Source organism: Brevundimonas intermedia, assembly GCF_027922165.1.
In the GTDB taxonomy this organism is placed as follows: Bacteria; Pseudomonadota; Alphaproteobacteria; order Caulobacterales; family Caulobacteraceae; genus Brevundimonas; species Brevundimonas intermedia.
This window is the reverse complement of sequence record NZ_BSFD01000003.1, coordinates 83,109-108,255: the sequence shown is the minus strand read 5'-3', so window position 1 is coordinate 108,255 and position 25,147 is coordinate 83,109. Positions and strand designations below refer to the sequence as shown.

General features: G+C 67.0%; 23 protein-coding genes and 1 other annotated feature. Of the genes, 6 read left to right on the top strand and 17 right to left on the bottom strand.

Features of this window, described 5'->3' with window-relative positions; all coding sequences use genetic code 11:
- From PKE72_RS07725 to folE, 8 genes are all read right to left on the bottom strand, one after another.
- Positions 1-1,530: a UbiD family decarboxylase gene (locus PKE72_RS07725; RefSeq protein ID WP_271164799.1), complete on the bottom strand. Its 1,530-nt coding sequence runs from the start codon at positions 1,528-1,530 to the stop codon at positions 1-3.
- Positions 1,531-1,695: 165 nt separating this feature from the next.
- On the bottom strand, positions 1,696-2,358 hold the full coding sequence (locus tag PKE72_RS07720) for a Pr6Pr family membrane protein (protein WP_271164798.1): 663 nt from the start codon (positions 2,356-2,358) through the stop codon (positions 1,696-1,698).
- Between the two features lie 27 nt (positions 2,359-2,385).
- Positions 2,386-3,228, bottom strand: coding sequence for an aldo/keto reductase (locus tag PKE72_RS07715; protein WP_271164797.1), 843 nt, complete (start codon positions 3,226-3,228; stop codon positions 2,386-2,388).
- Between the two features lie 33 nt (positions 3,229-3,261).
- Complete coding sequence (locus PKE72_RS07710; RefSeq protein WP_271164796.1) at positions 3,262-4,146, bottom strand: alpha/beta hydrolase family protein; 885 nt, start codon at positions 4,144-4,146, stop codon at positions 3,262-3,264.
- Between the two features lie 59 nt (positions 4,147-4,205).
- On the bottom strand, positions 4,206-4,547 hold the full coding sequence (locus PKE72_RS07705; protein WP_271164795.1) for an MmcQ/YjbR family DNA-binding protein: 342 nt from the start codon (positions 4,545-4,547) through the stop codon (positions 4,206-4,208).
- Between the two features lie 15 nt (positions 4,548-4,562).
- Positions 4,563-6,392, bottom strand: a complete 1,830-nt coding sequence (locus PKE72_RS07700; RefSeq protein ID WP_271164794.1) for a gamma-glutamyltransferase family protein — start codon at positions 6,390-6,392, stop codon at positions 4,563-4,565.
- Between the two features lie 142 nt (positions 6,393-6,534).
- Entirely contained in the window at positions 6,535-6,969 is a 435-nt protein-coding gene (locus PKE72_RS07695) for a biopolymer transporter ExbD (RefSeq protein ID WP_271164793.1), read from the bottom strand.
- Positions 6,970-7,126: 157 nt separating this feature from the next.
- The gene (gene folE, locus PKE72_RS07690; RefSeq protein WP_271164792.1) at positions 7,127-7,741 is read right to left on the bottom strand and encodes a GTP cyclohydrolase I FolE; all 615 of its coding nucleotides are present in this window, start codon (positions 7,739-7,741) and stop codon (positions 7,127-7,129) included.
- A gap of 130 nt (positions 7,742-7,871) precedes the next feature.
- Here folE and cysS point away from each other — a divergent pair, with 130 nt between their 5' ends.
- The gene (gene cysS, locus PKE72_RS07685) at positions 7,872-9,323 is read left to right on the top strand and encodes a cysteine--tRNA ligase (RefSeq protein WP_271164791.1); all 1,452 of its coding nucleotides are present in this window, start codon (positions 7,872-7,874) and stop codon (positions 9,321-9,323) included.
- Positions 9,324-9,484: 161 nt separating this feature from the next.
- On the opposite strand, the gene PKE72_RS07680 is transcribed toward cysS, so the two are convergent.
- Both PKE72_RS07680 and PKE72_RS07675 read right to left on the bottom strand, forming a co-directional pair.
- Positions 9,485-11,875, bottom strand: a complete 2,391-nt coding sequence (locus PKE72_RS07680) for a TonB-dependent receptor (RefSeq protein WP_271164790.1) — start codon at positions 11,873-11,875, stop codon at positions 9,485-9,487.
- A gap of 106 nt (positions 11,876-11,981) precedes the next feature.
- Positions 11,982-13,016, bottom strand: coding sequence for a DNA topoisomerase IB (locus PKE72_RS07675; protein ID WP_271164789.1), 1,035 nt, complete (start codon positions 13,014-13,016; stop codon positions 11,982-11,984).
- Positions 13,017-13,131: 115 nt separating this feature from the next.
- Here PKE72_RS07675 and rlmJ point away from each other — a divergent pair, with 115 nt between their 5' ends.
- Together rlmJ and PKE72_RS07665 are read left to right on the top strand one after the other, a co-directional pair.
- Entirely contained in the window at positions 13,132-13,947 is an 816-nt protein-coding gene (gene rlmJ / locus PKE72_RS07670; protein WP_271164788.1) for a 23S rRNA (adenine(2030)-N(6))-methyltransferase RlmJ, read from the top strand.
- A 29-nt stretch (positions 13,948-13,976) separates the two neighbouring features.
- A complete protein-coding gene (locus PKE72_RS07665; protein ID WP_271164787.1) occupies positions 13,977-14,708 on the top strand; it encodes a glutamine amidotransferase-related protein in 732 nt (243 codons plus the stop codon).
- Positions 14,709-14,939: 231 nt separating this feature from the next.
- Here the strand turns inward: PKE72_RS07665 and PKE72_RS07660 are convergent, their stop codons facing one another.
- A complete protein-coding gene (locus tag PKE72_RS07660) occupies positions 14,940-16,016 on the bottom strand; it encodes a YeiH family protein (RefSeq protein ID WP_271164786.1) in 1,077 nt (358 codons plus the stop codon).
- A gap of 79 nt (positions 16,017-16,095) precedes the next feature.
- On the opposite strand from PKE72_RS07660, the gene PKE72_RS07655 reads away from it, so the two are divergent.
- Complete coding sequence (locus PKE72_RS07655) at positions 16,096-16,971, top strand: LysR family transcriptional regulator (RefSeq protein ID WP_271164785.1); 876 nt, start codon at positions 16,096-16,098, stop codon at positions 16,969-16,971.
- Between the two features lie 454 nt (positions 16,972-17,425).
- Here the strand turns inward: PKE72_RS07655 and PKE72_RS07650 are convergent, their stop codons facing one another.
- Complete coding sequence (locus tag PKE72_RS07650; protein ID WP_271164784.1) at positions 17,426-17,617, bottom strand: hypothetical protein; 192 nt, start codon at positions 17,615-17,617, stop codon at positions 17,426-17,428.
- Positions 17,614-18,495, bottom strand: a complete 882-nt coding sequence (gene hemF / locus PKE72_RS07645) for an oxygen-dependent coproporphyrinogen oxidase (RefSeq protein ID WP_271164783.1) — start codon at positions 18,493-18,495, stop codon at positions 17,614-17,616. Before hemF ends, PKE72_RS07650 begins: the two co-directional genes overlap by 4 nt.
- A gap of 146 nt (positions 18,496-18,641) precedes the next feature.
- On the opposite strand from hemF, the gene PKE72_RS07640 reads away from it, so the two are divergent.
- Positions 18,642-19,886, top strand: a complete 1,245-nt coding sequence (locus PKE72_RS07640) for a dipeptidase (RefSeq protein ID WP_271164782.1) — start codon at positions 18,642-18,644, stop codon at positions 19,884-19,886.
- Between the two features lie 45 nt (positions 19,887-19,931).
- Positions 19,932-19,993, top strand: a sequence feature (sul1 is cis-regulatory element that is thought to sense ions involved in sulfur or methionine metabolism; They are found in Alphaproteobacteria).
- Between the two features lie 59 nt (positions 19,994-20,052).
- Positions 20,053-21,534, top strand: coding sequence for a SulP family inorganic anion transporter (locus PKE72_RS07635; protein WP_271164781.1), 1,482 nt, complete (start codon positions 20,053-20,055; stop codon positions 21,532-21,534).
- Here PKE72_RS07635 and PKE72_RS07630 read toward each other — a convergent pair.
- The 4 genes from PKE72_RS07630 to PKE72_RS07615 form a co-directional block, all read right to left on the bottom strand.
- Positions 21,531-23,102: an EAL domain-containing protein gene (locus PKE72_RS07630; RefSeq protein ID WP_271164780.1), complete on the bottom strand. Its 1,572-nt coding sequence runs from the start codon at positions 23,100-23,102 to the stop codon at positions 21,531-21,533. The genes PKE72_RS07635 and PKE72_RS07630 overlap by 4 nt on opposite strands.
- 78 nt (positions 23,103-23,180) lie before the next feature.
- The gene (locus tag PKE72_RS07625; RefSeq protein ID WP_271164779.1) at positions 23,181-23,618 is read right to left on the bottom strand and encodes a flagellar basal-body protein FlbY; all 438 of its coding nucleotides are present in this window, start codon (positions 23,616-23,618) and stop codon (positions 23,181-23,183) included.
- On the bottom strand, positions 23,615-23,926 hold the full coding sequence (locus tag PKE72_RS07620) for a rod-binding protein (RefSeq protein WP_271164778.1): 312 nt from the start codon (positions 23,924-23,926) through the stop codon (positions 23,615-23,617). Before PKE72_RS07620 ends, PKE72_RS07625 begins: the two co-directional genes overlap by 4 nt.
- A gap of 2 nt (positions 23,927-23,928) precedes the next feature.
- Positions 23,929-25,044: a flagellar basal body P-ring protein FlgI gene (locus PKE72_RS07615; protein ID WP_271164777.1), complete on the bottom strand. Its 1,116-nt coding sequence runs from the start codon at positions 25,042-25,044 to the stop codon at positions 23,929-23,931.
- Positions 25,045-25,147: the final 103 nt, after the last annotated feature.

Below are 25,147 nucleotides of genomic sequence, written 5' to 3'. Positions count from 1 at the left end.
CTACTTCCAGATCGGCGTTCCGTCGCCCGGCAACCCCAGCCGGCCCCACAGGTCGTTGACCCGTTCGACCACCGCCTCGTCCATCCGGATTTCCTCGCCCCATTCGCGCTTGGTCTCGGGCGGCCATTTGTCGGTGGCGTCCAGACCGATCTTGGAGCCCAGGCCGCTCTCGGGGCTGGCGAAATCCAGATAGTCGATGGGCGTCGACTCGATCACGGTGATGTCGCGCGCCGGGTCCATCTTGGTCGAGATGGCCCACATGACGTCCTTCCAGTCGCGGGCGTCGATGTCGTGGTCCACGACGATGACCCATTTGGTGTACATGAACTGGCGCAGATAGCTCCAGACGCCCAGCATCACCCGCTTGGCGTGGCCCGGATAGGCCTTCTTCATCGACACCACCGCAATCCGATAGCTGCACCCCTCGGGCGGCAGCCAGAAGTCGACGATCTCGGGGAACTGCTGGCGCAGCAGCGGGATGAAGACCTCGTTCAGCGCCTCGCCCAGCACGCTGGGCTCGTCCGGCGGCCGCCCGGTGAAGGTGGTCAGATAGATCGGGTTCTTGCGCATGGTGATCGCGCTGACCTGGAAGACCGGGAATTTCTCGACCGAGTTGTAATAGCCGGTGTGGTCGCCGTAAGGCCCTTCGTCCTCGAACTCGTCCAGCAGGACATGGCCTTCCAGCACGATCTCGGCCTGCGCCGGCACCATCAGCGGCACGGTCTTGCAAGCGACCAGTTCGGCCTTGGCCCCCCGCATCAGTCCGGCGAACTGATATTCCGACAGGGTGTCCGGCACCGGCGTCACCGCCGCCAGGATGGTGCCCGGATCGGCCCCCAGCACCACCGCGCAGGGCAGGGGCTCCTTGGGCCGGGCTTTCTTGTGCCGCGCATAGTGTTGCGCCCCGCCGCGGTGCGCCAGCCAGCGCATGATGGCCTTGTCCTTGCCCAGCACCTGCATCCGATAGATGCCCAGGTTAAAGTCGTCCTCGCGGTCCTCGCTCGGCCCCTTGGTCACGACCAGGCCCCAGGTGATCAGGGGCGCGGGCTCGCCGGGCCAGCAGGACTGAACAGGCAGGGCGGTCAGGTCGATCTGGTCGCCCTTCAGCACCACCTCCTGCACCGGCGCCTTCTTCACCGTCTTGGGCCGCATCGACATGACGGTCTGCGCCAGCGGCAGCATCTCCATCGCGTCGCTCAGGCCGCGCGGCGGCGTCGGATTGCGCAGGAAGGCCAGCAGCTCCCCGACCTCGCGCAGCTCGCCCGCCGTCGTGCGGTTCTTGCCCTCCAGCGTCACCCCCATGGCGACCCGTTTCACCGTGCCGAACAGATTGGCCAGGCAGGGAATAGGGCTGATCGTCCCGTCCGGCATGACCGGTTTTTCGAACAGCACCGCCGGCCCGCCGTTCCGCAACAGCCGGGTCTGGATCTCGGTCATCTCCAGCACGGTGGAGACGGGTTCGGACACCCGCACCAGCTCGCCCTGGGCTTCCAGCTGGTCGATGAAGTCACGCAGGGATTTGTAGGCCATGGAGCGTCCGGTCTTTTCCTTTTCCGCTCATCCCCGCGAAAGCGGGGACCCAGTACTGTGGGCGTTGTGACGCCGACATCGCAACTCAGCCCTCAATCCCCGACGGCCTTGTTCGCAAAAGAACTGGGTCCCCGCTTTCGCGGGGATGAGCGGTGTTGGGGATGCCTAAAGCGCCGGCGCGGAACTGTCACGCACCGTTCGAGCGAACGCCCGATCCAACCCGACCAGCGCCAGCCCGACCAGCAGGAAGAAGACTAGCAGCCCGCCAAAGATCGCCAGCACCCGGCCCAGCCCCAGCTCATCAACATTGACGAACCCATAGGGCCACCAGTGGCTCGTCAGCCCGTGCGCCAGGGTCCAACCTGCATAAACCAGCGGAAAGGCCAGCCATTTTACTGGATCTATCCACCGCAACCGCCCCTTGGGCGTGAACCACAGCCAGTCCAGCAGGAAGGCGGCGGGCATCACATAGTGAAGCACCAGATTGACCCCGAATGTCAGGCCCTCGGGCTTCCAGTAGGGGGCGATCATGAAATGGTACACGACGCCGACCACCACGATGTACATGGCGATCGCCGCCCGCACTCCCTCGCCGGCGGTCCACCGCGCCACCCGTCGACGTGGATTCATCAGCGGCCCGATGAGGGCCAGGGCGACCAGGATATTGGTCAGAATGGTGAAAAAGCTGAAGTAGTTGACCGTGCGGTCCAGCACGGCCCAACCCTCTACCGGCGCGACCATCAGCAGATATTGCAGCGCCAGCGCCGCCCAGCCGATCACGGCGAAGGTGGCGCGCCACAGACGCGGTCGATCCCGTTCACGCAACATGCGCGCCCCCTTCACTCAGTCAGTCGATCAGGCGGCCGCCTTGTCCCATTCGTAGGCGTCGTCCAGCCACTGACCCAGGCGTTCGCCGCGATCCAGGGCGTCCATCCGCTGCATCTCCTCGCCCGAAAGTTCGAAGTCGAAGATGTCGAAATTCTCGCGCGCGCGGCTTTCCTTCGTCGTACGCGGAATGGCGATGATCCGGTTCTGGATCAGCCAGCGCAGCGTGACCTGACCGTTGGTCTTGCCGTGCGCCTCGGCGATCTCGGAGATCGTCTTGTCGTCGGCGATCTTGCCTTGGGCCAGGGGCGACCAGGCGGTGATCGACGACCCCAGCTCGGCCGCCGTCGCTACCAGTTGATCGATCCCCAGATAGGGATGGTGCTCGACCTGGTTGGTCAGCAACCGGGCCTTGGACAGGCTCTGCGCCTGCCGGAACTCCTTGGACGGGAAGTTGGACAGACCGATCGACTTCGTCAGGCCCTGGTCCTTGGCTTCGTTCAGCGCGCCCAGGGTCTCCTCGAACGTCGGCGTCGGCTTGGGCCAGTGCAGCAGCAGCAGATCCGGCGTCGTCCCCAGGCTCTCGGCCGATTCCTTGGCCTGTTTCAGCAGGGCGTCGTGGGTGAAATGCTCGACCCAGATCTTGGTGGTCAGGAAGATGTCCTCGCGGGCCACGCCCGAATCGACGATGCCTTCGCCGACCGCCTTCTCGTTCTTGTAGATCCAGGCGGTGTCGATATGGCGATAACCGATCCGCAGCGCCTCGGCGACCATTCGGCGGGCGTCCGCCGGCTCCAGCTGCCAGGTGCCGAAGCCGAGCAGGGGGATCTCGACGCCATCGACGGTGATTGTGGGCTGATCGCCGTAAGCCATGGGGAAATCCTTCATTCTCGGGGAGCAGCACAGTTAGGCGCCGGGTGCGGCCTTCGAAACCCCCGCGTCGAACCAATCCAGAATTTCCTGCCACAGCGGCTCCAGTCCCTTGCGGAAGGCGCCCTCGTGGCCGATCCGTCGCGCGCCATAGTCGCCGGCGCGGCGCACCAGGATTTCGGAGGGGGCGTTGGGATAGGCCTTCAGCAGCGCCGCCCCCGTCCCCGGCGTGGCGATGGGGTCGTCCGGAAAGATCCAGGACCGGATCGGCGCCCGCACCGCATCGAACCCCTGGGGCTCCAGCGCGCCGGATTTCAGCTCGTCGAGGAAATAGGCGGGCTTCAGGCACCACCGCTTCCAGGTCTCGAACACCCCGCGCGGCAGATCCGTCCCCCGCCACAGCTTGCCGGCCCGGACATAGCCGTGGCGGCGCAGATGGCTCGGGCCGAAACCGAACCAGAAGAACAGCTCCATCGGATTATAGGTCCGGTGGTGTCCGCCCCACCATCCGGTCCCGACCGAGACGAAGGCGTGCCGCTCGATATCGGCCTGGTTCGGCATGAAGCCGACGAAATGGCCCCCGACGCTGTGCCCCACATGGAAGACCGGCAGCCCGGGCGCCGCCTTCTTCAACGCCTTCAACGCGGCCGGCATGTCCAGCCGCCCCCAGTCGGGATAGTCCATCTCCATCGCCGCCAGATCCTCGGGCCGCGATCCGCCAATGCCGCGGTAGTCATAGGTCAGAACCACGCAGTCGCGCTCGGCCATCCAGCGCGCGAACCTCGCATAGAAGCCGCGCGGAAAGCCTGTGCCCGCCGAAACCAGCACCGCCATCCTCGGCGCGTCGCCCCGGAACAGCGTCGCTTCCAGCGGCCAACCGTCCAAGGCCTTTATGACCCGATCTTCGACCGCCAGCCCCATGTCGTTTCCCCGTCCGTTCTTATTTTAAACGGACCCTGCATGGTTTCCCCAACGTCAGGTCAAGCGGCGTCGTAGGCCTTCACCATCCGCTTCGGCGCCACCTTGCGCCACCGCTTTTCCAAGGCCGCCTTCAGCCAGACGGGATCGACCGCCGCGATCCGCGCCAGCACGATCGGATAGTCGCGGTAGTGATCGGTGAAGTGAAAGGCGGCCGGGTCCATCTCGATCAGCAAATCTCGCTCATCCAGATTGTCCAGATGGACCACGATACTGTCGTCCAGCTTCGGACGCAGCCAGGTGAAGAACTTCTCGGCCACCTTGAACGACGGCTCCCCATAGGAGACGCCGTCCTCCACGCCGGGGAAGGACAGCAACAGGGCGCGCACCTCGTCATGGGTCATGTCAGCACGCCAATCTCAATAAGCCAGCGCGATGCCGTCCTTACGCATCTCCGTCGCCGCGCCATAGGTCCAGCGCCCGCCGGGGTTCATCTGTTTCATGACGTTCTGATAGCCGCCGAACCCGCCGTCCGGCTCGCCCAGGGTCCAGCCCATGGCCCGCAGCTGCGCCTTGGTCGCCTCGGGCACGCCGCTCTCCAGGTGCAGCACGCCGGTCCCTTCCTGCGGCTGGCCGGTCGGCTCGGACGAGCCATAGTGTTGCCAGCGCGGGGCGTCGCCTGCCGCCTGGGGCTCCAGGCCGTAGTCGACCATGTTGATGATGATCTGAGCCTGGCCCTGGGGCTGCATGGCGCCGCCCATGACCCCGAACGCCATCCAGGGCTCGCCGTCCTTGACCGCGAAACCGGGTATGATGGTCTGGAACGGCCGCTTGCCGGGCGCATAGACATTGGGATGACCGTCGGTCAGGGCGAACAACTCGCCCCGGTCCTGGAACATGAAGCCCAGCGGCTCCGAACCATTGTCCGGCGCCAGGCCCGAGCCCATGCCGCGATAGTTGGACTGGATCCAGCTGACCATCATGCCGTCGCTGTCGGCGACGCTGAAATAGGTGGTGTCGCCATGGTGCGGGGCGTCGCCCGGCATGACCCGATCCATCACCCGGTCCGGCCGGATCAGCCTGGCCCGCTCGGCGGCATAAGCCTTTGAGTTCAGCCATTCCACCGGGGTCTTGGAGAAGCGGTCGTCGGCGAACCAGCGCGCCCGGTCCTCGAACGCCAGCCGCTTGGCCTCGGCCTGGACGTGCAGCGAGGCGGCGGACTGAAAGCCCATGGATTTCAGGTCGAACTGTTCGCAGATGTTCAGGATCTGGTTGGTCGACAGGCCCTGGGTGTTGGGCCCCAGGCCGAAGACGTCCACGCCGCGATAGTTCGTCTGGATCGGCTCAACCCATTCGGTGTGGTGGGCGGCCATGTCGGCGCGGGTCATCCAACCGCCGATCCGCTTGAAATAGGCCTCGATCTGATCGGCGATCGGCCCGTCATAGAAGGCGTCGCGCCCGCCCTCTGCGATCATCCGCAGGGTCTTGCCCAGGAAGGGGTTGGCGAAGACCTCGCCCACCTTGGGCGTCACGCCTCCCGCGGCCCAGATGCGCTTGCGGTTTTCGTTCTCCTCGATCGGGATCACGCCCCGGTCGAAGCCCGCCATGTTGCGTTCCAGGTAATAGGCGATGACCTGGGGCACGGGCGCGCCCTGTTCGCACAGCTCGGCGACCGGCAGCAGCACATCCTTCCACGGCAACTTGCCATAGCGCTGGTGCGCGCTCCACCAGGCGTCCACCGTGCCCGGCACATTCACCGTCACCGCGCCATAGCGTGGGAGATAGCCGTCGATGGCCTTGGAGCGCGCGGTCTCCAGGCTCAAGGCGCGCGGACTGGCGCCGGACCCATTCAGACCGATCACCTTCTTCTGTTTCGGGTCCCACAGCAGGCAGTAGGCGTCGCCGCCGATGCCGTTGGCCACCGGCTCCAGGAAGCCCAGGGCCGCATTGATGGCGATGGCCGCGTCTATGGCCGATCCGCCGCGCCTCAGGGTGTCGATCCCGATCAGGCTGGCCGCCGGGTGCGCCGTCGCCGCCGCCCCGTTCGCGCCCCAGACGGTCGAGCGGCCCATGAATTTCGGTCCCGTAATCCGGTCGCCAATGCCGACGCCGGCATAGGGATCGGCGGGACGGGCAGGGGCGGGGGCCGCCTCGGTCGGCTTTGCGGTCGAAGACGACTGTCGCGCTTGAGCGGCTGTCGCCGCCAGGGCTCCGGCAGGCAGGGCGGACAGGAAGGTGCGACGACGCATGGGCGGACTCCTCGAACAGCCGATGGGCCATCAAGGCGGGAGCCGGTCCATCCGGCAAGCCCCTATCTTGTAGATTTAACCGCAAAGAAAAAGGCCGCGTCCCTGTCGGAACGCGGCCCAAATCTTGGCAAGGACGGCTGTCCTATTCGATGTCTTCGTTCAGCAGGCCGACCTTGAAGAAGCCGTTCTCCTGCATCTTGTTCATGACTTCCATGAACTGCGAGTATTTCACTTCCGGCTGAGCGCGCACGAACACGCGCTCTTCCTGGCAGGAACCGCCGCCCAGGGCGGTGCAGACGTCGGCGGCCAGATTGTCGATCGAGGTCTGCTTCTCGGCGATGAACAGCTGACCGGTGTCCTGGATGGTGATGTACACCGGTTCCTTTTCTTCGGTCGGGTTCACCGGCGGCTGCGCCGGCGGCAGGTCGAGGCGGATGGACACCGTCGCCATCGGGGCGGCGACCATGAAGATGATCATCAGCACCAGCAGAATGTCGATGAACGGCGTGATGTTGATATCCGCCGTTTGTTCGATCGTGTGCTTGTCCCCGCCGGAACCACCGAGCTTGGCAGCCATGCATCGTCTCCGTTACTCGCCGCCGCGCTTCGCGCCGGCATATCCCATGGGTCCCCGAAGGGCTTGATCGGTTCTTGGCGTCCCGATGCGCGCTTGTAAAGCGGTTCTAAACGATCCGGCGTTCCTGAACGTCAATTACCCGCGACAGGCGAGGGGTTTACGCCTTCGCCAGCTTCAGGAAACGGTCCATCAGGGCCGGATCGTCCTTGAAGGCGCCGGTGAACCGGGTGGTGACGGTCGAAACATGCCGGTGGTGCACCCCGCGCGTGGTCATGCACTGGTGGGCGGCGTCGATCATCACCGCGACGCCCTTTGGCTGCAGGTGCGATTCGATGGCCTCGATGATGTCGTTGGTCAGGGTTTCCTGATTCTGCAGCCGCCGGGCGAAGATCTCGACCACCCGCGCCAGCTTGGAGATGCCGACCACCTTCTCGCCGGGCAGATAGGCGACATAGGCCTTGCCCAGGAAGGGGGCCAGATGGTGCTCGCAATGGCTCTCCACCTCGATCTCGCGCAGGATGACCATATCGTCATAGCCGGTCACGTCCTCGAAGGTGCGGCTCAGCTCCTTGGCCGCATCGGCGTCATAGCCGTCGAACCATTCCCCGTAAGCGTCCACCACCCGCTTGGGCGTGTCGATCAGGCCCGGACGGTCGGGATTGTCGCCGGCCCAGGCGATCAGGGTGCGCACGGCGTCCAGCGCCTGTTCACGGCTGGGACGCTGCACGGTTTCGTCGCTGACGAGGACGGGCTTGGCGGGGATGAGGCTCATGAACTCGATTTTCCGGCCGGTGCGGTCGGGGCCGCCCGGTATAGCTTCTACAATCCGTCGGGACTGTATATCAGGCCGCTATATGGGACGGACCCTCCGTCCCGCAAGAAAACCCGCTGAAGACTTATCCATGCCGCTGCACATCCACGACACCCTGCGCCGTGAAAAGCGCCTGTTCGAACCGCGCGATCCGAACCGGGTGACCCTCTATGTCTGCGGCCCGACGGTCTATGACTACGCCCATATCGGCAATGCCCGGCCGCCGGTGGTGTTCGACGTCCTGGTGCGGCTGCTGCGCCGGACCTATGGGGCGGACCATGTGATCTACGCCCGCAACGTCACCGACGTGGACGACAAGATCAATCAGAAGGCCGCCCGCGAAGGCGTGCCCATCGGCGAGGTCACGGCCCGCTACGAGGCCGCCTATCTCGCCGACATGGGCCTGCTGAACGTCAGTCCGCCCGACCTCGCCCCCCACGTCACCGACTATATCCCGGCCATCGTCGACCAGATCCAGGCCATCGTCGACGCCGGCTGCGCCTATGCGGCCGAGGGGCACGTCCTGTTCGATGTCTCGTCCTATCCGTCCTACGGCGCCCTGTCGGGCCGGAACCTGGACGACATGATCGCCGGCGCCCGCGTCGAGGTCGCCCCCTACAAGAAGAACCCCCACGACTTTGTCCTGTGGAAGCCGTCCAAGCCGGACGAGCCGTCCTGGCCGTCGCCCTGGGGCGAGGGGCGTCCCGGCTGGCATATCGAATGCTCGGCCATGATCGAACAGGCCCTCGGCCTGCCCATCGACATCCACGGCGGCGGCATCGACCTGGTCTTCCCGCACCACGAGAACGAGATCGCCCAGGGCGTCTGCGCCCACGGTCATGCCCATGACGACCAGGCCCACGACGAATACGCCCGCTACTGGATGCACAACGGTTTCCTGACCGTGGACGCCGAGAAGATGTCCAAGTCCATCGGCAACGTCCTGCTGCTGCACGACCTGGTCCAGGCCATGCCGGGCGAGGTCGTCCGCTGGGCGCTGCTGTCGGCCCACTATCGCCAGCCTCTGGACTGGAACCAGGGCCTGCTGGACCAGAGCCGAAAGAACCTCGACCGGCTGTACGGCGTCTTGCGCGACGCCGACGCGGCCCTGGCCGACTTCGATCCGGCCACGCTGGACGAGGCCGAGATGGAGCTGGCCGAGAACGCCCTGGACCCGGTGCTCAATGCGCTTGAGGACGATCTCAACACGCCGGGCGCCATCGCCCAGTTGTTCGGTCTTGGAAACACCTTGCGCGATTTGCTCAACGACGGCGAGGCCGACATCAACGACGTCGCCATGGCCCGCTGGAGTCTGGTCGAAGCGGCCGGCCTGCTCGGCGTGCTGTCTCTGACGCCCGATGCCTGGTTCGAGGGCGGCGATCCCGCTCTGAAGGCCGAGGTCGAGGCCTTGCTTGAGCAACGCGCCGCCGCCCGCGCCGACAAGAACTGGCCCGAGGCCGACCGCATCCGCGACCGTCTGAACGCCCTGAACGTCGTCGTCATGGACGGTCCCGACGGCGCGACCTGGCGGATGAAGAACTAACGTCTCCATTAATCCCGTCACCCTCGGGCTTGTCCCGACGGCCCACCCCAACGACGCACGAAGCAGAAGAGGGGCGCACGATCCGTGCGCCCCTCATTCGTTTTGGATCAGATCGAACCATAGGCCCTCGGGACAAACCCGAGGGTGACGGGCTCAGGCGATCAATACCGCGCCCGCAGCGTAATCCCCACTGTACGCGGATCGCCGGGATTGCCGATCACCAGGCCCGAGTTGCCGGACTGGACGCTGACGAACTGAAGATAGTCCTCGTCCAGCGCGTTCCGGACCCACACCGACGCCTCCCAGCCGTTGTCGGCGCGGAAGCCCGCCCGCAGGTTCAGGATCGTATAGCCGTCGATCTCGGTATAGCGCGAGACCGAGGCGTCGGAGTTGTAGGTCGAGCGGAAGCTGGCGTCCGCCCCGCCGTAGAACTGACCCGGCAGGCCCAGGAAGCCGCCGTGCCCGTGCACCTCGCCGCCCACCGACGCCGCCCAGGGCGACACCCCCGGCAGGTCCTTGCCCGACAGGTCGCAGGCCACGGTCGAGGTCCCGATCTGCTCCAGCGGGCAGGGGCCGTTGGCGAAGGAGTCGTATTTCGCGTCGGTCCAGGCGACGTTGGCGTAAAGGTCCAGGTGTTCGTTCGGTCGCGCCACAGCGTCCAGTTCGACGCCCTGAATCACCACCTTCTCCGCATTGGCCAGATAGCCCCGCAAGGCGCCAGGGCCGCTATCGACCACATTGGCCTGATAGTCCTCAACGTCGGTGCGATAGGCGGCCAGGTTGGCCGTCACCCGCCGGTCGAAGCCTTGCGTCTTCAGCCCCAGCTCATAGGTCGTCACCACCTCGGGCTTGACCACAGCATTGGTCAGCGAAGGCTGGCCGTTCGGCAGGTTGGGGATGCCAGCCATATTGATGCCGCCCGACTTGTAGCCCCGCGCGGCGCTGCCATAGGCCAGGACATCGTCGCTGACGTCGTAGGACAGCGACACCTGGCCGGACAGGTCGTCGTCCGACAGGTCGGCCGCATAGGCTTGCGGACGGGCGATGCCGAGGCGTCGGTTGATCAGGGTGGTGTCCGTCGTCGCCAGCCCGCCGGTCGTCGTGGCGGCATAGGTCCCCGACTTCTCCTCATAGGTGTAGCGCAGCCCCGGCGTTAGGTGCAGCCGGTCGGTGATGTTCCAGGTCAGCTGGCCGAAGACGGCGTAGGAATCCGTCACGATCCGGCTGTCGTTGAAGACGGTGTAGCCGTCCAACAGGGCGTCCGGCAGGCTGGGGCTCAGCAGCCAATAGGTGGCGTCCGCGCCGTATTCCGTAACCCCGTGCGTCTCCACCGCCTGATGGAAGGCGTAGAGGCCGCCGGTCCAGTCGATGCGGTTGCTTCCGTTCGAGGACAGGCGCAGCTCCTGACTCCACTGGTCCTGCCACGACGGATTGGCCGACTGGCGGGTGATGTCCAGGGCGGTGTAGTCCCGGTCGTTCCGCGGCCCCCAGTCCCACGCCCGCCAGGCCGAGACCGAGGTCAGGGTCGCCCAGCCGAAATCATAGTCGACGATGGCAGACACCCCGCGGTGGATCTGATCGGCCTGGATCGCGCTGTCCACGTCGGCCAGCCGGTCATAGGGATTGGTGCTGGCCGGCGTATAGCCGCGACCGGCGGCCAGGGCGGCGAACTGCTGGGCGGCGGGCTTTAGCGTCTGGCCCGCCGTCACATAGACCTGGGTGCAGCAGTCCGGCGTCAGGTCGGCATAGTCGGCAAACAGCCGCACCCTTAGCTGGTCCGTAGGCTGGAACAGCAGTTGCCCGCGTAGACTGATCGAGTCCTGTGCATTCTGCTTCTCGCCGACGGTGACATTGTCCAGCACCCCGTCGCGCCGGGTCGAGACGACCGAGAACCGCGCCGCGACCTTGTCGTCCACGATGGGGCCGGAGAAGGTCGCCTTGGCTTGCAGGAAGCCATAGTCGCCAAAGCTCAGCTCGGCCTGGCCTTCGGGCGTGAAGCTCGGGTCGCGGGTGGTGATATTCAGGGCGCCGGCGGTGGTGTTCTTGCCGAACAGGGTCCCCTGCGGCCCGCGCAGGATCTCGATCCGGTCCAGATCGACGAAGTCCAGCGTCGCCGTGGCGGGACGGCCGTAATAGACCTGGTCTACATAGATGCCGACCCCCTGTTCCAGCCCGTCATTGGCCAGTCCGTAGCTGGCCCCCAGCCCCCGGATGGTGATGGCGGTGTTGCGCGGGTTCGAGGTCAGCAACTGCACGCTGGGCGCCAACTGGGTGATCTGGCCGACATTGTAGGCGCCGGTCCGGTCCAGCAGTTCCTCGTTCACCACCGTCAGGGCGATGGGCACGTCCTGCGCCCGCTCGTCCCGCCGACGGGCAGTAACGACGATGTCGCCCAGACCGGCGGTGGGCGGGGTGGCGGACTGCGGCGCGGCGGCCTCGTCCGGCGCGTCCCCCTCAGGCGCGGCGAAGGCGACGGCGGGCGCCCCGAGGCACGCCGCCAGGGCTGTGACTGAAACCAGACTACGGGCAAGCGCCCGGGTGACGTTGGACATATTCCCCTCCTGTGTATCCGAGGGGAAATGAGGTCCTATTTAAATCTAGCCAGCAACTAGGAATTTCTAACACCGGCGGATAGCGCGCCTTACAACCGCAGCCTCGTCAGGTCGCCCTCAACAACCGGATCAGCGCCGTCTCGAACCCTTTGGCGTCGGGCCCGGGCAGGGCTGTCTTCAGCGCGCCGCTCTCGAACAGAGCCATCACCCTGGGGTGCACATAGGAGGCCCGGCACACCGTCGGCGTATTGCCCAGCAGACCCGACACCGCCTTGACGCAGACGGTGATCTTGCGTTTCGCGTCGGTGGGCGAGGTCGGGGGCTCCATCTCGCGCAGGGCGCGCGCCGCCGAGACCGTGCCGGCCCAGGTGCGGAAATCCTTGGCCGAGAACTGGTCGCCCATGGCCGCGCGGATATAGGCGTTCACATCGTCCGAGGTGACGGGGCACAGGTCGCCGTCGGCCGTGCGGTATTTGAACAGGTGCTGACCCGGCAGTTCCTCCAGCGCCCGCACCAGCCGCGCGAGCCGCCGATCGCGGACGCTGACCCGGTGGTCCTTGCCGCTCTTGCCCCGGAACTCGAAGGTCAGGGCCGACCCGTCCACCTCCAGATGCCGCTTGTTCAGGGTCGTGAGGCCATAGCTGCGGTTCTGCCGGGCGTAGGTCGCATTGCCGACCCGGATCAGGGTGATCTCCAGCAGGCGCACGGCGGTGGCCAGCACCTTTTCCTTCACCGGCCCCCTCAGGCCCAGATCATGCTCCACCTGGGCGCGCAGCTTGGGCAGGGCGCGCGAAAAGGCCGGCAGCTTGTCGAACTTGTTCTCCGACCGGGCCGAACTCCAGCCCGCGTGATAGCGGTACTGTTTTCGTCCCTTCACGTCGCGCCCGGTCGCCTGGATATGGCCGTTGGCCTTGGGGCAGATCCAGACGTCGGTCCAGGCGGGCGGAATGGCCAGGGCCCGGATCCGGTCCAGAACCCTGGGATCCTTGATCGGTTGATCCTTGGCGTCGCGATAGGACCAGCCCTTGCCGGCGCGTCGGCGGGTCAGGCCGGGGTTGTCGTCGCTGCACCAGCTCAACCCCTGCGGAACCTCGACCGCCCCGTCGAAGGCCGTGTCGAAGCTATGCGATCCGTCCGCCATCGCGGCGTTTCCTTTTCATCGGTCTTTCAGCGGCTTGCCTCAGACCGGCGACCAACGCGGCGTCGCGCCCGCGAGTTCCCCTTGACCCCGCGCGCCCGGCGCGACACGAGGCGGCATGAATTATCGCCACAGCTTCCACGCCGGGAATTTCGCCGACCTGGTCAAACACGCCCTGGTCCTGTGGCTGGTAAAGACCCGCGCAGCCTCGGGCCCGCTGACGGTGCTCGATACCCACGCCGGCGCCGGCCTCTATGACCTGTCCGGCGACGCCGCGCGGTCGAAGGAGGCCGAGGCCGGGGTCGCGCGTCTGATGACGGACCCGGATCTGCCGCCGCTTATGCAGGCCCTGGCGGAACGGGTGGCGGCGCTGAACCCCGACGGCGGCGCCCGCTTCTATCCCGGCTCGCCCCTGCTGATCGCCGACACGCTCGCGAGCGAGGGCCGCTATGTCGGCTATGAACTGAACCCGCCCGTCCGCGCCCTGCTGGCCCAGGCCCTGGCCGACCGCCCCAACGCCGAGGCGCGCGAGGGCGACGGCTACGCCCTGGCCACGGCCGAGGCGGCGCGGGCCAAGGCGCCCCTGATCCTGATCGATCCGCCTTTCGAAAAGCCCGACGACTATATCCGTTCGGCCGAAACCGCCGTGGCTGTCGTCCGCCGCGACCCGGCTGCGACCGTCGCGGTCTGGACCCCGCTGAAGGATCTGGAGACCTTCGACGGCTTCATCCGCCGGCTCCAAGGCAAAGCCGGCCCAACCCTGGTCGCCGAGGCGCGCCTGCGCCCCCTGACCAATCCGATGAAGATGAACGGCTGCGCCCTGGTGATCGTCAATCCGCCGCCGGGCGCCGACGCCGCCGCGCAGCAGATCTGCGCCTGGGTCGCCGACCGTCTGGGCGATCCGGGCGGCAAGGCCGAAATCTGGTCCTTCTGATCCGCGCGCGGCGCCCCTATGTTGGCGCCATGACCCGCATCGCCATCCTGGAAACCGGCCATCCGCCCGAGGCCCTGAAGGACAGTTTCGACGACTATCCGGCCCGGTTCCGCGCCCTGCTGGGCGAGACCGTCCCGACCACCCGTTTCAACGTCCAGTCCGGCCACCTGCCGTCGGACCCCGCCGCGTTTCAGGGCGTGATCGTCACGGGTTCGGCCGCCGGGGTCTATGACGATCTGCCGTGGATTCCCCAGCTGATCGACTGGCTGCGCGCGGCGCGGGGTCGGACCCGGATCGTCGGCATCTGCTTCGGCCACCAGGTCCTGGCCCACGCCTTCGGCGGCGCGGTCGAGAAGTCGGACAAGGGCTGGGGCGTCGGCCTGCATCGCTACGACGTCCACACCGACGAGCCGTGGATGCAGCCCCGCGCCCGCACCCTCGCCATTCCGGTCTCGCACCAGGATCAGGTGACGGCCATCTCGCCCGATGCGCGGATCATCGCCTCCAGCGGCTTCACCCCCTACGCCGGTCTGGCCTGGGGCGACGACGCCATCTCCTTCCAGTGCCATCCTGAGTTCCAGCCCGACTACGCCGCCGCCCTGGTCGAGGTCCGGCGCGGCTCGCGCATTCCCGAACCCCTGGCCGACGCCGCCATCGACAGCCTGAAACGCCCCAACGACCGCGCCGTCCTCACCGCCTGGATCCGCGCCTTCCTGCTGCTCACCCCGCCGCCAGTCGAGGATCACGGCAGCGGGATCTAGCTCAACTTTCCTTTCGTCATTCCGGGCGCAGCGCAGCGCAGCGGAGACCCGGAACCCAGCAGCGCGCGAGAGCGCGAACCTGTCTCGGCCTCGGTCGTCCCGCACCGCGAGGCGGTCCCATTTCGCCTTCGGCGCCTCCTCCGGTCCCGCTTCGCGGGCCGGAGGATGACGAGGGGTTCCGGGTCTACGGGCCAAGCGGCCCTTCGCCCGGAATGACGAAAGTGGAAGGGACTAAACCCCCAACACCCCAATCAGCCCCAGGCTCAGCCCCACCAGCGCCGCCAGCGATAGCACCACGGCCGCCGCCACCCGCCCGCCGGCCCGCGCCACGGCCCGGATGTCGGTCTGCAGCCCCAGGGCCGCCATGGCCGCCACGGTCAGCAGGCCGGACGCCGCCGCCATGGGCGAAAGCGCCGCCTGCGGGATCAGGTCCAGGTTCCGCAGGGCGATCATGGCCAGGAAGCCGAGGATGAACCACGGCAGCAACCGATGCAGACCCGGCCCCGACTTGGCCGCCGCCCGATCCCGGAAAATCAGCGACAGCACCAGGATCACCGGCCCCAGCATCAGCACCCGCGCCAGCTTGACCACCGTCCCCGTCTGGGTCGCGACCGCGCCAAACGGGGCGGCGGCCGCCAGCACCTGGGGCACGGCATAGACGGTCAGACCCGCCAGGGCGCCGAACTGCAGCCCGCTCATCGCCATAAGCCCGCCCAGCAGCGGCAGGGTCAGCACGACCACCACACCCAGCAAGGCCGTAAAGGCGATGGAGGCGGCCACCTCTTCCCCGTCGGCGTCGATCACCGGGGCCACGGCGGCGATGGCCGAGTTGCCGCAGATGGCGTTGCCGCAGGCCACCAACAGGGCCATGCGTGGGTTCAGACCCAGCAGACGCCCGATCCCGAAGCCCACCAGGATGGCGGCGGCGACCAGGGCGAAGACCCCCGCCACGAACCCCAGCCCTAGCGACGACAGGGTCGCCGCACTGACCGAGGCGCCCAGCAGGACCACCGCCACCTCCAGCAGGATCTTGCCCGAAAAATCGATCCCGGCCCTGAACCGGGCGTCCGGCGTCCAGGCCGCCCGCACGCCCGCGCCCAGCAGGATGGCCAGGACCAGCGGTTCCAGCCAGGCCTTGCCGAAGACGTCTCGCTCCAGACTGGTCAGGCCGACCGCCGCCAAGGCGACCACCAGGCTCATCATCAGGCCGGGCCAGACCGAACGTCCGAACGCGCCCAGCCGCGCACCCAAGCCAACGGGGCGGGGCAGGGGCGGGCTCAGCACGGCGGCAGGGGCGGCGGACTTCATTGTACCGCTTGATGCGCCGCCCCTCGACCACGGTCCAACGGATTGTTATTGTCGTTTCAATCCGATTTGGAGATTGATTGTGACCCTGGAACGCCTGCGAATCTTCGTCGCCGTGGCCGAGCGTCAGCACGTGACGGCCGCCGCGCGGGCGCTGAACCTGACCCAGTCGGCCGTCTCCAACGCCATCGCGGCTCTGGAGGCCGAACATGACGTCCATCTGTTCGACCGGGTCGGCCGGGGCGTGGTCCTGAACCAGACCGGTCTGGCCTTCCTGCCCGAGGCCAAGGCCGTGCTGGCGCGGGCCGCTGCGGCCGAAGCGGCCCTCGCGGATATGAGCGCCTTGCGACGCGGCCGCCTGACCATCTTCGCCAGCCAGACCATCGCCAGCGCCTGGCTGCCACGCCGGCTGGCCGCCTTTCACGCGGCCCATCCCGGCGTCGAACTGGACGTGGCCATCGGCAATACGCGAGAAGTGGCCGAGGGGGTGTTGAGCGGCGCGGCCGAACTGGGTCTGGTCGAGGGCGAGATCGACCAGCCCTTGCTGGATCAGACGGTGGTGGGCTCGGACCGGCTGGCGGTCTTGGTCACGCCCGACCATCCCTGGGCCGGACTGCGCCGACTGGAGACCCAGACCCTGGCGACCCAGGCCTGGGTCCTGCGCGAGGCGGGCTCGGGCACCCGCTCGACCCTGGAGGCCGCCCTACGAAACGCGGGCGTGGACCCCGCCGCCCTGTCCATCGCCATGACCCTGCCGTCGAACGAGGCGGTGCTGGCGGCGGCAGAGGCGGGGGCGGGGGCCACGGCCCTGTCCGAGAGCGTCGCCTACGCCTCGGTCGCCGCCGGCCGTCTGGTCACCGCCGCCTTTTCCCTGCCGGAACGCCCGTTCCGCCTGCTGCGCCACTCCGAACGCTACCGCAGCCGCGCCGGCGACGCCTTTGTGGCGGCGATGGGATGAGCGGACACGGCTTGCGCTCCTAATTCCGCACCACCGCATTCTGAATTCTAAGGGATTTCAAAGAAAATTCGGCGATCAACCTATCACCCTTCTGGGCGCGGTTAGACTGGGCGCCCGGTCTTTGACAATTGAATGGAAAACACGCCGACAAACTGCGCTCCTTTGCATATTGCACCGATTTCGACGGTGCAGTGCAATTTGGGCGCGCGGTTTCAAGGGCGCGCGCGTCGCCGGGAAATACACTTAAATAGACTCAAAAAAATTGGAGTCGAAACAGTCTAATCCGCCCGCTCCACCCGCAGCCCGCGCCTCACACCCCACAACCCCGTCATCCTCGGGCTTGACCCGAGGACCGGATGCGGATCGGGCTGTGCGCCCGCCGCTAAGGCAATGCGGCGGATAGCCCGGTCCTCGGCTCAAGCCCGAGGATGACGGGGGTAGGGGGGGCGGCCGCCTACAGTCCAATCCGGGGATAGACGAACCGCTCCAGCAGCAGCGACGCCGCGAAATAGAAGCCGATCACCACGAACAGGGTCAGCGGAATGTCCGGCTGCTTCGCCAGGATCAGATAGACCCCGTACAACACCGCAAACAGGGCCGAGGTGGCCAGGGGCCGCAGCAGGATCTTCGCAAGGGGGGATTTCACGGCCATTTCACCACCGGAGGCATGGAACTGAGGATCGAATCGACGTTGCCGCCGGTCTTGAGGCCAAACATGGTGCCACGGTCGTACAGCAGGTTGAACTCCACATAGCGCCCGCGTCGCACCAACTGCTCTTCGCGTTGCTCCGGCGTCCAGGCCTCGCCCATCCGTCCGGCGACGATCTTCGGATAGACGTCCAGGAAGGCCAGGCCCACGTCGCGGGTGAAGGCGAAGTCCCGGTCGTGGTCGCCGCTGTCGTGGTGGTCATAGAAGATGCCGCCGGTCCCGCGCGGCTCCTGCCGATGCGGCAGGAAGAAATACTCGTCGCACCAGGCCTTGTACTTGGCGTGCCAGTCCGGATCGTGGGCGTCGCAGGCCGCCTTCATCGCGGCGTGGAAAGCCAGGGTGTCCGGATGGTCCTGGCGCCGATCCGCATCCAGCACCGGCGTCAGATCGCCCCCGCCGCCGAACCAGCTCTGGGTCGTGGCGATGAAGCGGGTGTTCATATGCACCGCTGGAATCCGGGGACTGACCGGATGGCAGATCAGGCTGATCCCGGTGGCGAAGAAGCGGGGATCCTCCGCCGCGCCCGGCACCGTCTTGGCGTAGTCGGCCGGAAACGATCCGTGCACGGTCGAGACATGGACCCCGACCTTCTCGAACAGCCGGCCGTGCATCATTCCCATGACGCCCCCGCCGCCGTCCTTGCGGTCCCAGGCCGTCCGGACGAACCGCCCCGGCTCCCCCGGAAACAGCGCGGCCGGCGCCGCATCCTCCAGCGCCTCGAAGGCCGCATGGATGCGGTCGCGCAGATGCTCGAACCAGGCGCGGGTCTCTACCTTCTTCAGGTCGAGGGGATCGGAAAAGGCGGCGTCGCTCATGCCGTCTCTCCTAGCCGTTCGTCGCCCGACCGGGAAACCTCTTCCTTCTCCCCTTGCGGGAGAAGGCAGGCCCGAAGGGCTCGGATGAGGGGTTGCCTGCCGCCTTTCCTCTGTCAGTGTGCGTCGCAACATCAGGGAGTCGCATCATGATCCGTCGTCTGCTGGCCGGCGTCGCCGTCGCCGCCTTCGCCACCACCGCTAACGCCCAATCGGCCGGCGAGGCCCGTGTGCTGGAGATCCTGAAGACCACCCCTTTGATCGACGGCCACAACGACCTGCCCTGGGCCCTGCGCCAGCAGTTCGGCAATGACGTCTACGCCGTTGATCTGACGACCAATCTGGACGCGACGACCCAACTCCACACCGACATCGCCCGCCTGCGCGCCGGCGGCGTCGGCGGCCAGTTCTGGTCGGTCTATGTCCCCGCCAGCCTGACCCCGCTGGAGGCGGTCGAGGAGACCTTCGAACAGATCGACACGGCCAAGCGGATCATCGCCGCCCACCCCGACGTCTTCGGCCTGGCGACCACGGCGGACCAGGTCGACGCCGTCTTCGCCTCGGGTCGGATCGCCAGCCTGATCGGCATGGAGGGCGGCTACTCCATCGACGACTCCCTGGCCCTGCTGCGCGAGTTCCACCGCGCCGGCGCCCGCTACATGACCCTGACCCACTCCAAGACCACCACCTGGGCCGACAGCGCGACCGACGCCCCCAAATGGGGCGGCCTCAGCCCCTTCGGCGAGGACGTGGTGCGCGAGATGAACCGCCTGGGCATGATGGTGGACCTCAGCCACGTGTCCGAGGACACCATGCTGGACGCCATGCGGGTCTCCGACGCCCCGGTCATCTTCTCCCACTCCTCGGCCCGGGCGATCACGGCCCATCCCCGCAACGTGCCCGACCGGGTGCTGCGGATGATGCCGGGGGACGGCGGGATCGTGATGATCAACCTGGCGCCCGGCTTCGTCTCCGAACAGGTCCGCGCCTGGAACGCCGACCGCGCGGGCGAGGAGGCGCGGTTGAAGACCCTGAACCCCGGCGATCCGACCGCCGTAGAGGCCGGACTGACCGCCTGGTCCGCCGCCCATCCGACACCCGAGGCGACCCTGGCCGACGTGGTCGCCCACATCCAGCATGTGCGTCAGGTCGCGGGCATTGACCACGTCGGCCTGGGCGCCGACTTCGACGGCATCGGCAGCCTGCCCGAGGGCATGACCGGCGTGGACGCCTATCCACGCATCCTCGCCGCCCTGATGGGCGCCGGCTGGACCGAGGCCGACATCCGCAAGATCGCCGGCGAGAACCTGCTGCGCGTCATGCGCGCGGTAGAAGCCACCGCCGCCTCCAAGGCGTCCGAGCGACCGTCGCTGGCCAAGCCGACCGCCGGATAGGCGGCTTGCCTTTCGGGTCGGGACCGGGCATCAGGCGCGCCTCACCTTGGACCCGGCCTGATTGAAGCGTCGGGTGGCTATCCCGGCCGCCGATCCGCCGGGAAACCCGCCGCATACGACCCATGGCCGCGCGCCAGGTCGGCGGCAGACCCCAGATGAACCCCACATGTCCCTGATCGCCTCCGCGCGCCAGCAATGGCTCGCCAACCCTCGCCGCGACCTGCTGGCGGGGACCGTCGTCGCCCTGGCCCTGATCCCCGAGGCCATCGCCTTCTCCATCATCGCCGGCGTCGATCCCGCCGTCGGCCTCTACGCCAGCGTCGTCATCGCGGTGACCATCGCCTTCGTCGGCGGTCGCCCGGCCATGATCTCGGCCGCCACAGGGGCCATGGCCCTGCTGATGGTCGGCCTGGTCCGCGACCACGGCCTCGAATACCTGTTCGCCGCCTCCATCCTGTGCGGCGTGTTTCAGATCATCATCGGCCTGCTGAAGCTGGGCCGCTACATCAAGTTCGTCAGCCGCAGCGTGATGACCGGATTCGTCAACTCCCTGGCGATCCTGATCTTCCTGGCCCAGATGCCCGAGCTGATCGGCGCCAACTGGCAGACCTTCGCCCTGGTCGGGGCGGCCCTGATCGTCATCTACGGCTTCCCGCGCCTGACCAAGGCCGTGCCGTCGCCCCTGGTCGCCATCATCCTGATCAGCGTCTTCGTCATGATGACCGGGCTGGACGTCCGCACCGTCGGCGACATGGGCCAGATGCCCTCGACCCTGCCGGTCTTCCACCTGCCGGCCGTGCCCCTGACCTGGGAGACCCTGGCCATCATCGCTCCGATCTCGGCGACCCTGGCCTTCGTCGGTCTGCTGGAAAGCCTGCTGACCGCCAATCTACTGGACGACCTCACCGACACCCCGTCGGACAAGGACCGCGAGACGCGCGGCCAGGGCATCGCCAACATCCTGTCTCCCCTGTTCGGCGGCATGGCCGGCTGCGCCATGATCGGCCAGTCGATCATCAACGTCACCTCCGGCGCCCGTGGGCGCCTGTCCACCCTGTGGGCGGGCCTGTTCCTGCTGTTCCTGATCCTGGTGCTGCGCGACTGGGTGGCCCAAATCCCGATGGCGGCCCTGGTCGCTGTCATGATCATGGTCTCCATCGGCACCTTCGACTGGGGCTCGGTGCTGAAGCTGCGTTCGACCCCGGTCCAGTCGTCGGTCGTCATGATCGCGACGACCGTCACCGTGGTCGCCACCCATGACCTGTCAAAGGGCGTGATCCTAGGCGTGCTGCTGTCGGCGGTCTTCTTCATGCGCAAGGTCGGCAAGACCATCGCCGTGACCGAGATCGAGACCCCGGAGGAGGGCGTGCTGCACTATCGCGTCACCGGCCAGTTGTTCTTCGCCTCAGCCGATCTGTTCGCAGCCAGCTTCGAACACCACGGCCATCCCAAGCGCGTCGAGATCGACATGACTGAGGCCCATCTATGGGATCTGACCGGCGTCGCGGCCGTGGACAAGGTCGTCTTCCGCTATCGCCGCCAAGGCGCTCAGGTGGACGTCATCGGCATGAACCAGGCCGCCAGAACCCTCGTTGACCGCGTCGGCCGCTTCGAGAAGGAGCATCTGCCCGTAGGCGCCGCTCACTAGCCCCAGGCTTCGACGGCGCCGCGGCGACGGACAGGCGCGGCGCTCGCCAGCTGGGTGCGCGGCTCCGCCTCGGCGCGACCGAACAGCCAGCCCTGGCCGTACTCGACGCCCAACCCCTTGAGCTCAGTGACCACCTCTTCGGTCTCGATCATCTCGGCGATGGTCTCGAGCTTCAGCGACCGGCTCAACTCGACGATGCTGCGCACCATATTACGCACCACCTCGTCGGTTTGGACCTCCCGGATCAGCGCCCCGTCGATCTTGACGGCGTCGACCGACAGCTTGCGCAGGTAGTCATACGAGGCCGCCCCCGAGCCGAAGTCGTCGATACAGACCTTGATGCCCGTTTCGCGCAGGGCCGCCAGTCGGCGATTGGCGGCGCCGATGTCCGCCAGGGCGGAGGTTTCGGTGATCTCGACGATAAGGCGTTTGCGATCGGCAGGCGACCCGGCGGTCATCTGCAGCAGGTGTTCGACATAGGTGTCGTCGCCCAGCGAGGCGCCGGACACGTTGATCGCCATCTTCAGCAGACCGGCGCCCGGCGCGCGCATCCGCTTCAGCACCTTCTCAGCCACGGCCAGATCGAAGGACTCGATCATGTCCAGCTCCTCGGCCATGCGGATGGCGTTGGCGGGGCCGGCGCCGGCGCTGAAACGAGCCAGGGCTTCGAAATGGTGAACCGCACGCGAGCTCAACTGCACGATCGGTTGGTAGTGGACCTGGAACTCCCGAGACTTCACCACCGCGCGGAAAGCCTCTGCGTCACGGAAGGTCCGCTTCAGCGCTTCGGAGAAGGCGACCTGCGGGTTGGCGAGACCATCGTCCTTCAGACAGGCCTCGATCGCGTACCGCATGGCGCGCAGGACACACAGGGTGTCTCCTCCGTCGGGGAGGTTGGAGGCGAAAGACTCGGCGTCGAGGTCCACCCCTTCCGCGCGGCCGGCCTCAACGACTTCGGCGGCCAGGTCGCGGGTGTCGCCGGGAGAGCGGAACAGGGCGTACCGCTCCGAGGTGATCTGGGCAGCCGACGATCCTTGAGCGGCTGCAGATTGAAGCGTGGCTTCGATCCGGCGCTGGACCTTTTCGGCGACCTCAGCAGCCAGGTCTTCGAGTCCGCGAATATCAAGGAAGGCGAGTGAAAGGCTGGGCGATAACGCGACGACGCGAGCGGCGTCCGCAAGGAAGGTCTCGGCGTCTAAAAGAGGGGGTGTCTCAAGCGAATCCACCGCGATGGCGGGGCCTTCATAGGCGATCGAGCACGAGATGGACGGCGCCAACTGGGGTAGGATGAATGCCCTCAGGGAGGCCCGTCGCACGCGCCCAGGCCCTGCCTGGACCAGAATTTGGGCGGCGGGGCTGCGTGCGCCAGCCTTGGTCTGCAGCAGAAGCTCGAGCGCGCCATAACCTTCATGAAGGAAGGTCACCAGGGGCTTGCCCGTCCAAAGCGCCCCAACATCCGTGCCGGGCAAAGGGCCGGCGCCGAGCGCAAAGGCAACGCGGCCTTCGGCGTCAATTTCGACCAGGGCATCCGCAGATGCGAAGGCCAGACCGAGAAGGCGAGTTGTCATCGACATGCCGCCACCATGCCTCTCGCCGCTTAAAAAATCGGCAACACCGGCGCGATTCTGAAACGCCGCTTTTTGATCTCAAGCCTTGCGGTTGAAGGCGACCGCGCGGCCGTCGCCCTGAGCCGCGCGGCCATCGGCCGCATAGGCCGAAGCGGGCGTCCTGGCGGCGGCGACCTCGTGGGCGATCGCGCGCACCAGACCCTCTGAGATCTTGCGCGCCGCATCCACCGCGCCGGCATGACGCGCCAGAACCGCTTCGAAAGCGCGGGTCGCCTCGATTAAGGCCATGCGCTCGGTCGCGAGCGCGCCCGCCAACAGTGCGGGGTTGGCTTTCACATGGCCGGAGTCGCGACGATAGAGGTTCGCCATCTCCTGGGTCTCGGTCAGGCTGGCGGCGACGTCTTGCGGTCGACCCTCCTCAAAGGCACGGGTCTCGGTCGCCAGCCGATCGGTCAAACGCCGGGTCAGTTCGAGAAGTTGGCGCACCCGAGCGGTGGCGAGGTCTGCATCGCTCATTGCGCGCCCTCCTGCATCTTCAGCATTTCGTTCATGACCGAATCCGAAAGACCTATCCCCCCTGCGGAGACCGTCTTCTTGGCCATTTCGTCCAGCAGGAAGCTGCGCCAGGTCGCCTCGGCCTGGCCTCCACCGAAAAGCCCGTCAGTGGAAAGGCCTTCGAACATCGGCTTCAGCATCTGCGACAGGAAGGAGGCTTCGAAAGCTTCGGCGGTTTCCTTGACCTTGTCCTTGGATGCGCCGGCCGCGTTGGCGGTCGGGCCCTGAACGGGGCGGAGCAGATCGGTGGAGACAGCGAGGTCAGTCATGTTCACATCACCTCGATGTCGGCTTGCAGGGCGCCGGACGCCTTGATCGCCTGCAGGATGCTGATCATGTCGCGCGGGCTGACGCCCAGGGCGTTGAGTCCGTTGACCAGGGTGGACAGGCTGGTTCCGCCGCCGACAAGCCGCATCTGGGTGCCCAGATCTTCTTCGACGCTGACCTGGGTGCTGGGGACGACAGCCGTTTGGCCCTGGCTGAACGGGGCGGGCTGGCTGACGAACGGTTGTTCATCGACCGAGATGGTCAGGTTGCCCTGGGCGATGGCGACCCGCGAAATGCGGACCGCGTCGCCCATGACGATGACGCCGTTCACTTCGTCAATGATGACCTTGGCCGGAGAGTCGACGGTGACGGGCAGGTTCTCGACGCGGCTGATGAAGCCGGCCATGCCCATCTGACCGGGCGCGCGCAGGGCCACCACCGTCCCGTTCTCGGCGAGCGCCGTGCCCGGGTAGGCGGCGTTGACGGCGGCGGCCACCCGCTGGGCCGTGGTGAAGTCGGGATTGCGCAGGTTCAGGCGCACCTCGTTCATATTGGCCATCTGGAAGCCGGTCTCGCGCTCGACCGAGGCGCCCGATGCGATACGACCGGCGGTCGGCACGCCACGTGTCACTGACGAACCGGAACCGCCCGAGGCCGAGACGGAGCCGGTCTGAACCGAGCCTTGCGCCACCGCATAGACCTGCCCGTCGGCGCCTTGCAGACTGGTCACGACCAGTGATCCGCCCAACAGGCTCTTGGCGTCGCACATCGACGAGACGTTGACGTCGATCCGCGAGCCGGGTGTGGCGAAGGCCGGCAATTCGGCCGAGACCATGACGGCGGCCATGTTCTTCGTATTGGCGTTGGCGCCGCGGATGTTGACGCCCAGACGCTCGGTCATGCCTTCCAACGACTGTCGGGTGAACGGGCAGTTGCGCAGGCTGTCACCGGTGCCGTTCAGACCCATGACCATGCCATAGCCGACCAGTTGGTTGCCGCGCACCCCCTCGACGGCGGCGATGTCCTTGATGCGCGATTGGGCCAGCGCCGGCGACGCCACGGCGCCCAGAGCGGCGACGACGGCGAGGGGGGCGACAAGGCGGGCAAGCAGATTCTGCATCGGTCGGACGTCCTTACGGCGTTTCATTCGATGTGTTGCGAGGATCGTGCCGCAGGCTAAGACTTTGAAAACAATGAGACCGGTGGCTGAGCAGCGCCTTGCT

Bases quoted from the DNA above. Each gene is read 5' to 3' on its own strand.
- PKE72_RS07625 (WP_271164779.1), bottom strand. From the start codon at position 23,618: ATGAGCGATGCAGACCTCGCCACCGCTCGGGTGCGCCAACTTCTCGAA.
- PKE72_RS07710 (WP_271164796.1), bottom strand. From the start codon at position 4,146: ATGGGGCTGGCGGTCGAAGATCGGGTCATAAAGGCCTTGGACGGTTGG.
- PKE72_RS07720 (WP_271164798.1), bottom strand. From the start codon at position 2,358: ATGTTGCGTGAACGGGATCGACCGCGTCTGTGGCGCGCCACCTTCGCC.
- PKE72_RS07725 (WP_271164799.1), bottom strand. From the start codon at position 1,530: ATGGCCTACAAATCCCTGCGTGACTTCATCGACCAGCTGGAAGCCCAG.
- PKE72_RS07635 (WP_271164781.1), top strand. From the start codon at position 20,053: ATGTCCCTGATCGCCTCCGCGCGCCAGCAATGGCTCGCCAACCCTCGC.
- PKE72_RS07700 (WP_271164794.1), bottom strand. From the start codon at position 6,392: ATGCGTCGTCGCACCTTCCTGTCCGCCCTGCCTGCCGGAGCCCTGGCG.
- folE (WP_271164792.1), bottom strand. From the start codon at position 7,741: ATGAGCCTCATCCCCGCCAAGCCCGTCCTCGTCAGCGACGAAACCGTG.
- PKE72_RS07660 (WP_271164786.1), bottom strand. From the start codon at position 16,016: ATGAAGTCCGCCGCCCCTGCCGCCGTGCTGAGCCCGCCCCTGCCCCGC.
- PKE72_RS07675 (WP_271164789.1), bottom strand. From the start codon at position 13,016: ATGGCGGACGGATCGCATAGCTTCGACACGGCCTTCGACGGGGCGGTC.
- PKE72_RS07620 (WP_271164778.1), bottom strand. From the start codon at position 23,926: ATGACTGACCTCGCTGTCTCCACCGATCTGCTCCGCCCCGTTCAGGGC.
- PKE72_RS07615 (WP_271164777.1), bottom strand. From the start codon at position 25,044: ATGCAGAATCTGCTTGCCCGCCTTGTCGCCCCCCTCGCCGTCGTCGCC.
- PKE72_RS07705 (WP_271164795.1), bottom strand. From the start codon at position 4,547: ATGACCCATGACGAGGTGCGCGCCCTGTTGCTGTCCTTCCCCGGCGTG.
- PKE72_RS07680 (WP_271164790.1), bottom strand. From the start codon at position 11,875: ATGTCCAACGTCACCCGGGCGCTTGCCCGTAGTCTGGTTTCAGTCACA.
- PKE72_RS07640 (WP_271164782.1), top strand. From the start codon at position 18,642: ATGATCCGTCGTCTGCTGGCCGGCGTCGCCGTCGCCGCCTTCGCCACC.
- PKE72_RS07630 (WP_271164780.1), bottom strand. From the start codon at position 23,102: ATGACAACTCGCCTTCTCGGTCTGGCCTTCGCATCTGCGGATGCCCTG.
- rlmJ (WP_271164788.1), top strand. From the start codon at position 13,132: ATGAATTATCGCCACAGCTTCCACGCCGGGAATTTCGCCGACCTGGTC.
- cysS (WP_271164791.1), top strand. From the start codon at position 7,872: ATGCCGCTGCACATCCACGACACCCTGCGCCGTGAAAAGCGCCTGTTC.
- PKE72_RS07695 (WP_271164793.1), bottom strand. From the start codon at position 6,969: ATGGCTGCCAAGCTCGGTGGTTCCGGCGGGGACAAGCACACGATCGAA.
- PKE72_RS07715 (WP_271164797.1), bottom strand. From the start codon at position 3,228: ATGGCTTACGGCGATCAGCCCACAATCACCGTCGATGGCGTCGAGATC.
- PKE72_RS07665 (WP_271164787.1), top strand. From the start codon at position 13,977: ATGACCCGCATCGCCATCCTGGAAACCGGCCATCCGCCCGAGGCCCTG.
- hemF (WP_271164783.1), bottom strand. From the start codon at position 18,495: ATGAGCGACGCCGCCTTTTCCGATCCCCTCGACCTGAAGAAGGTAGAG.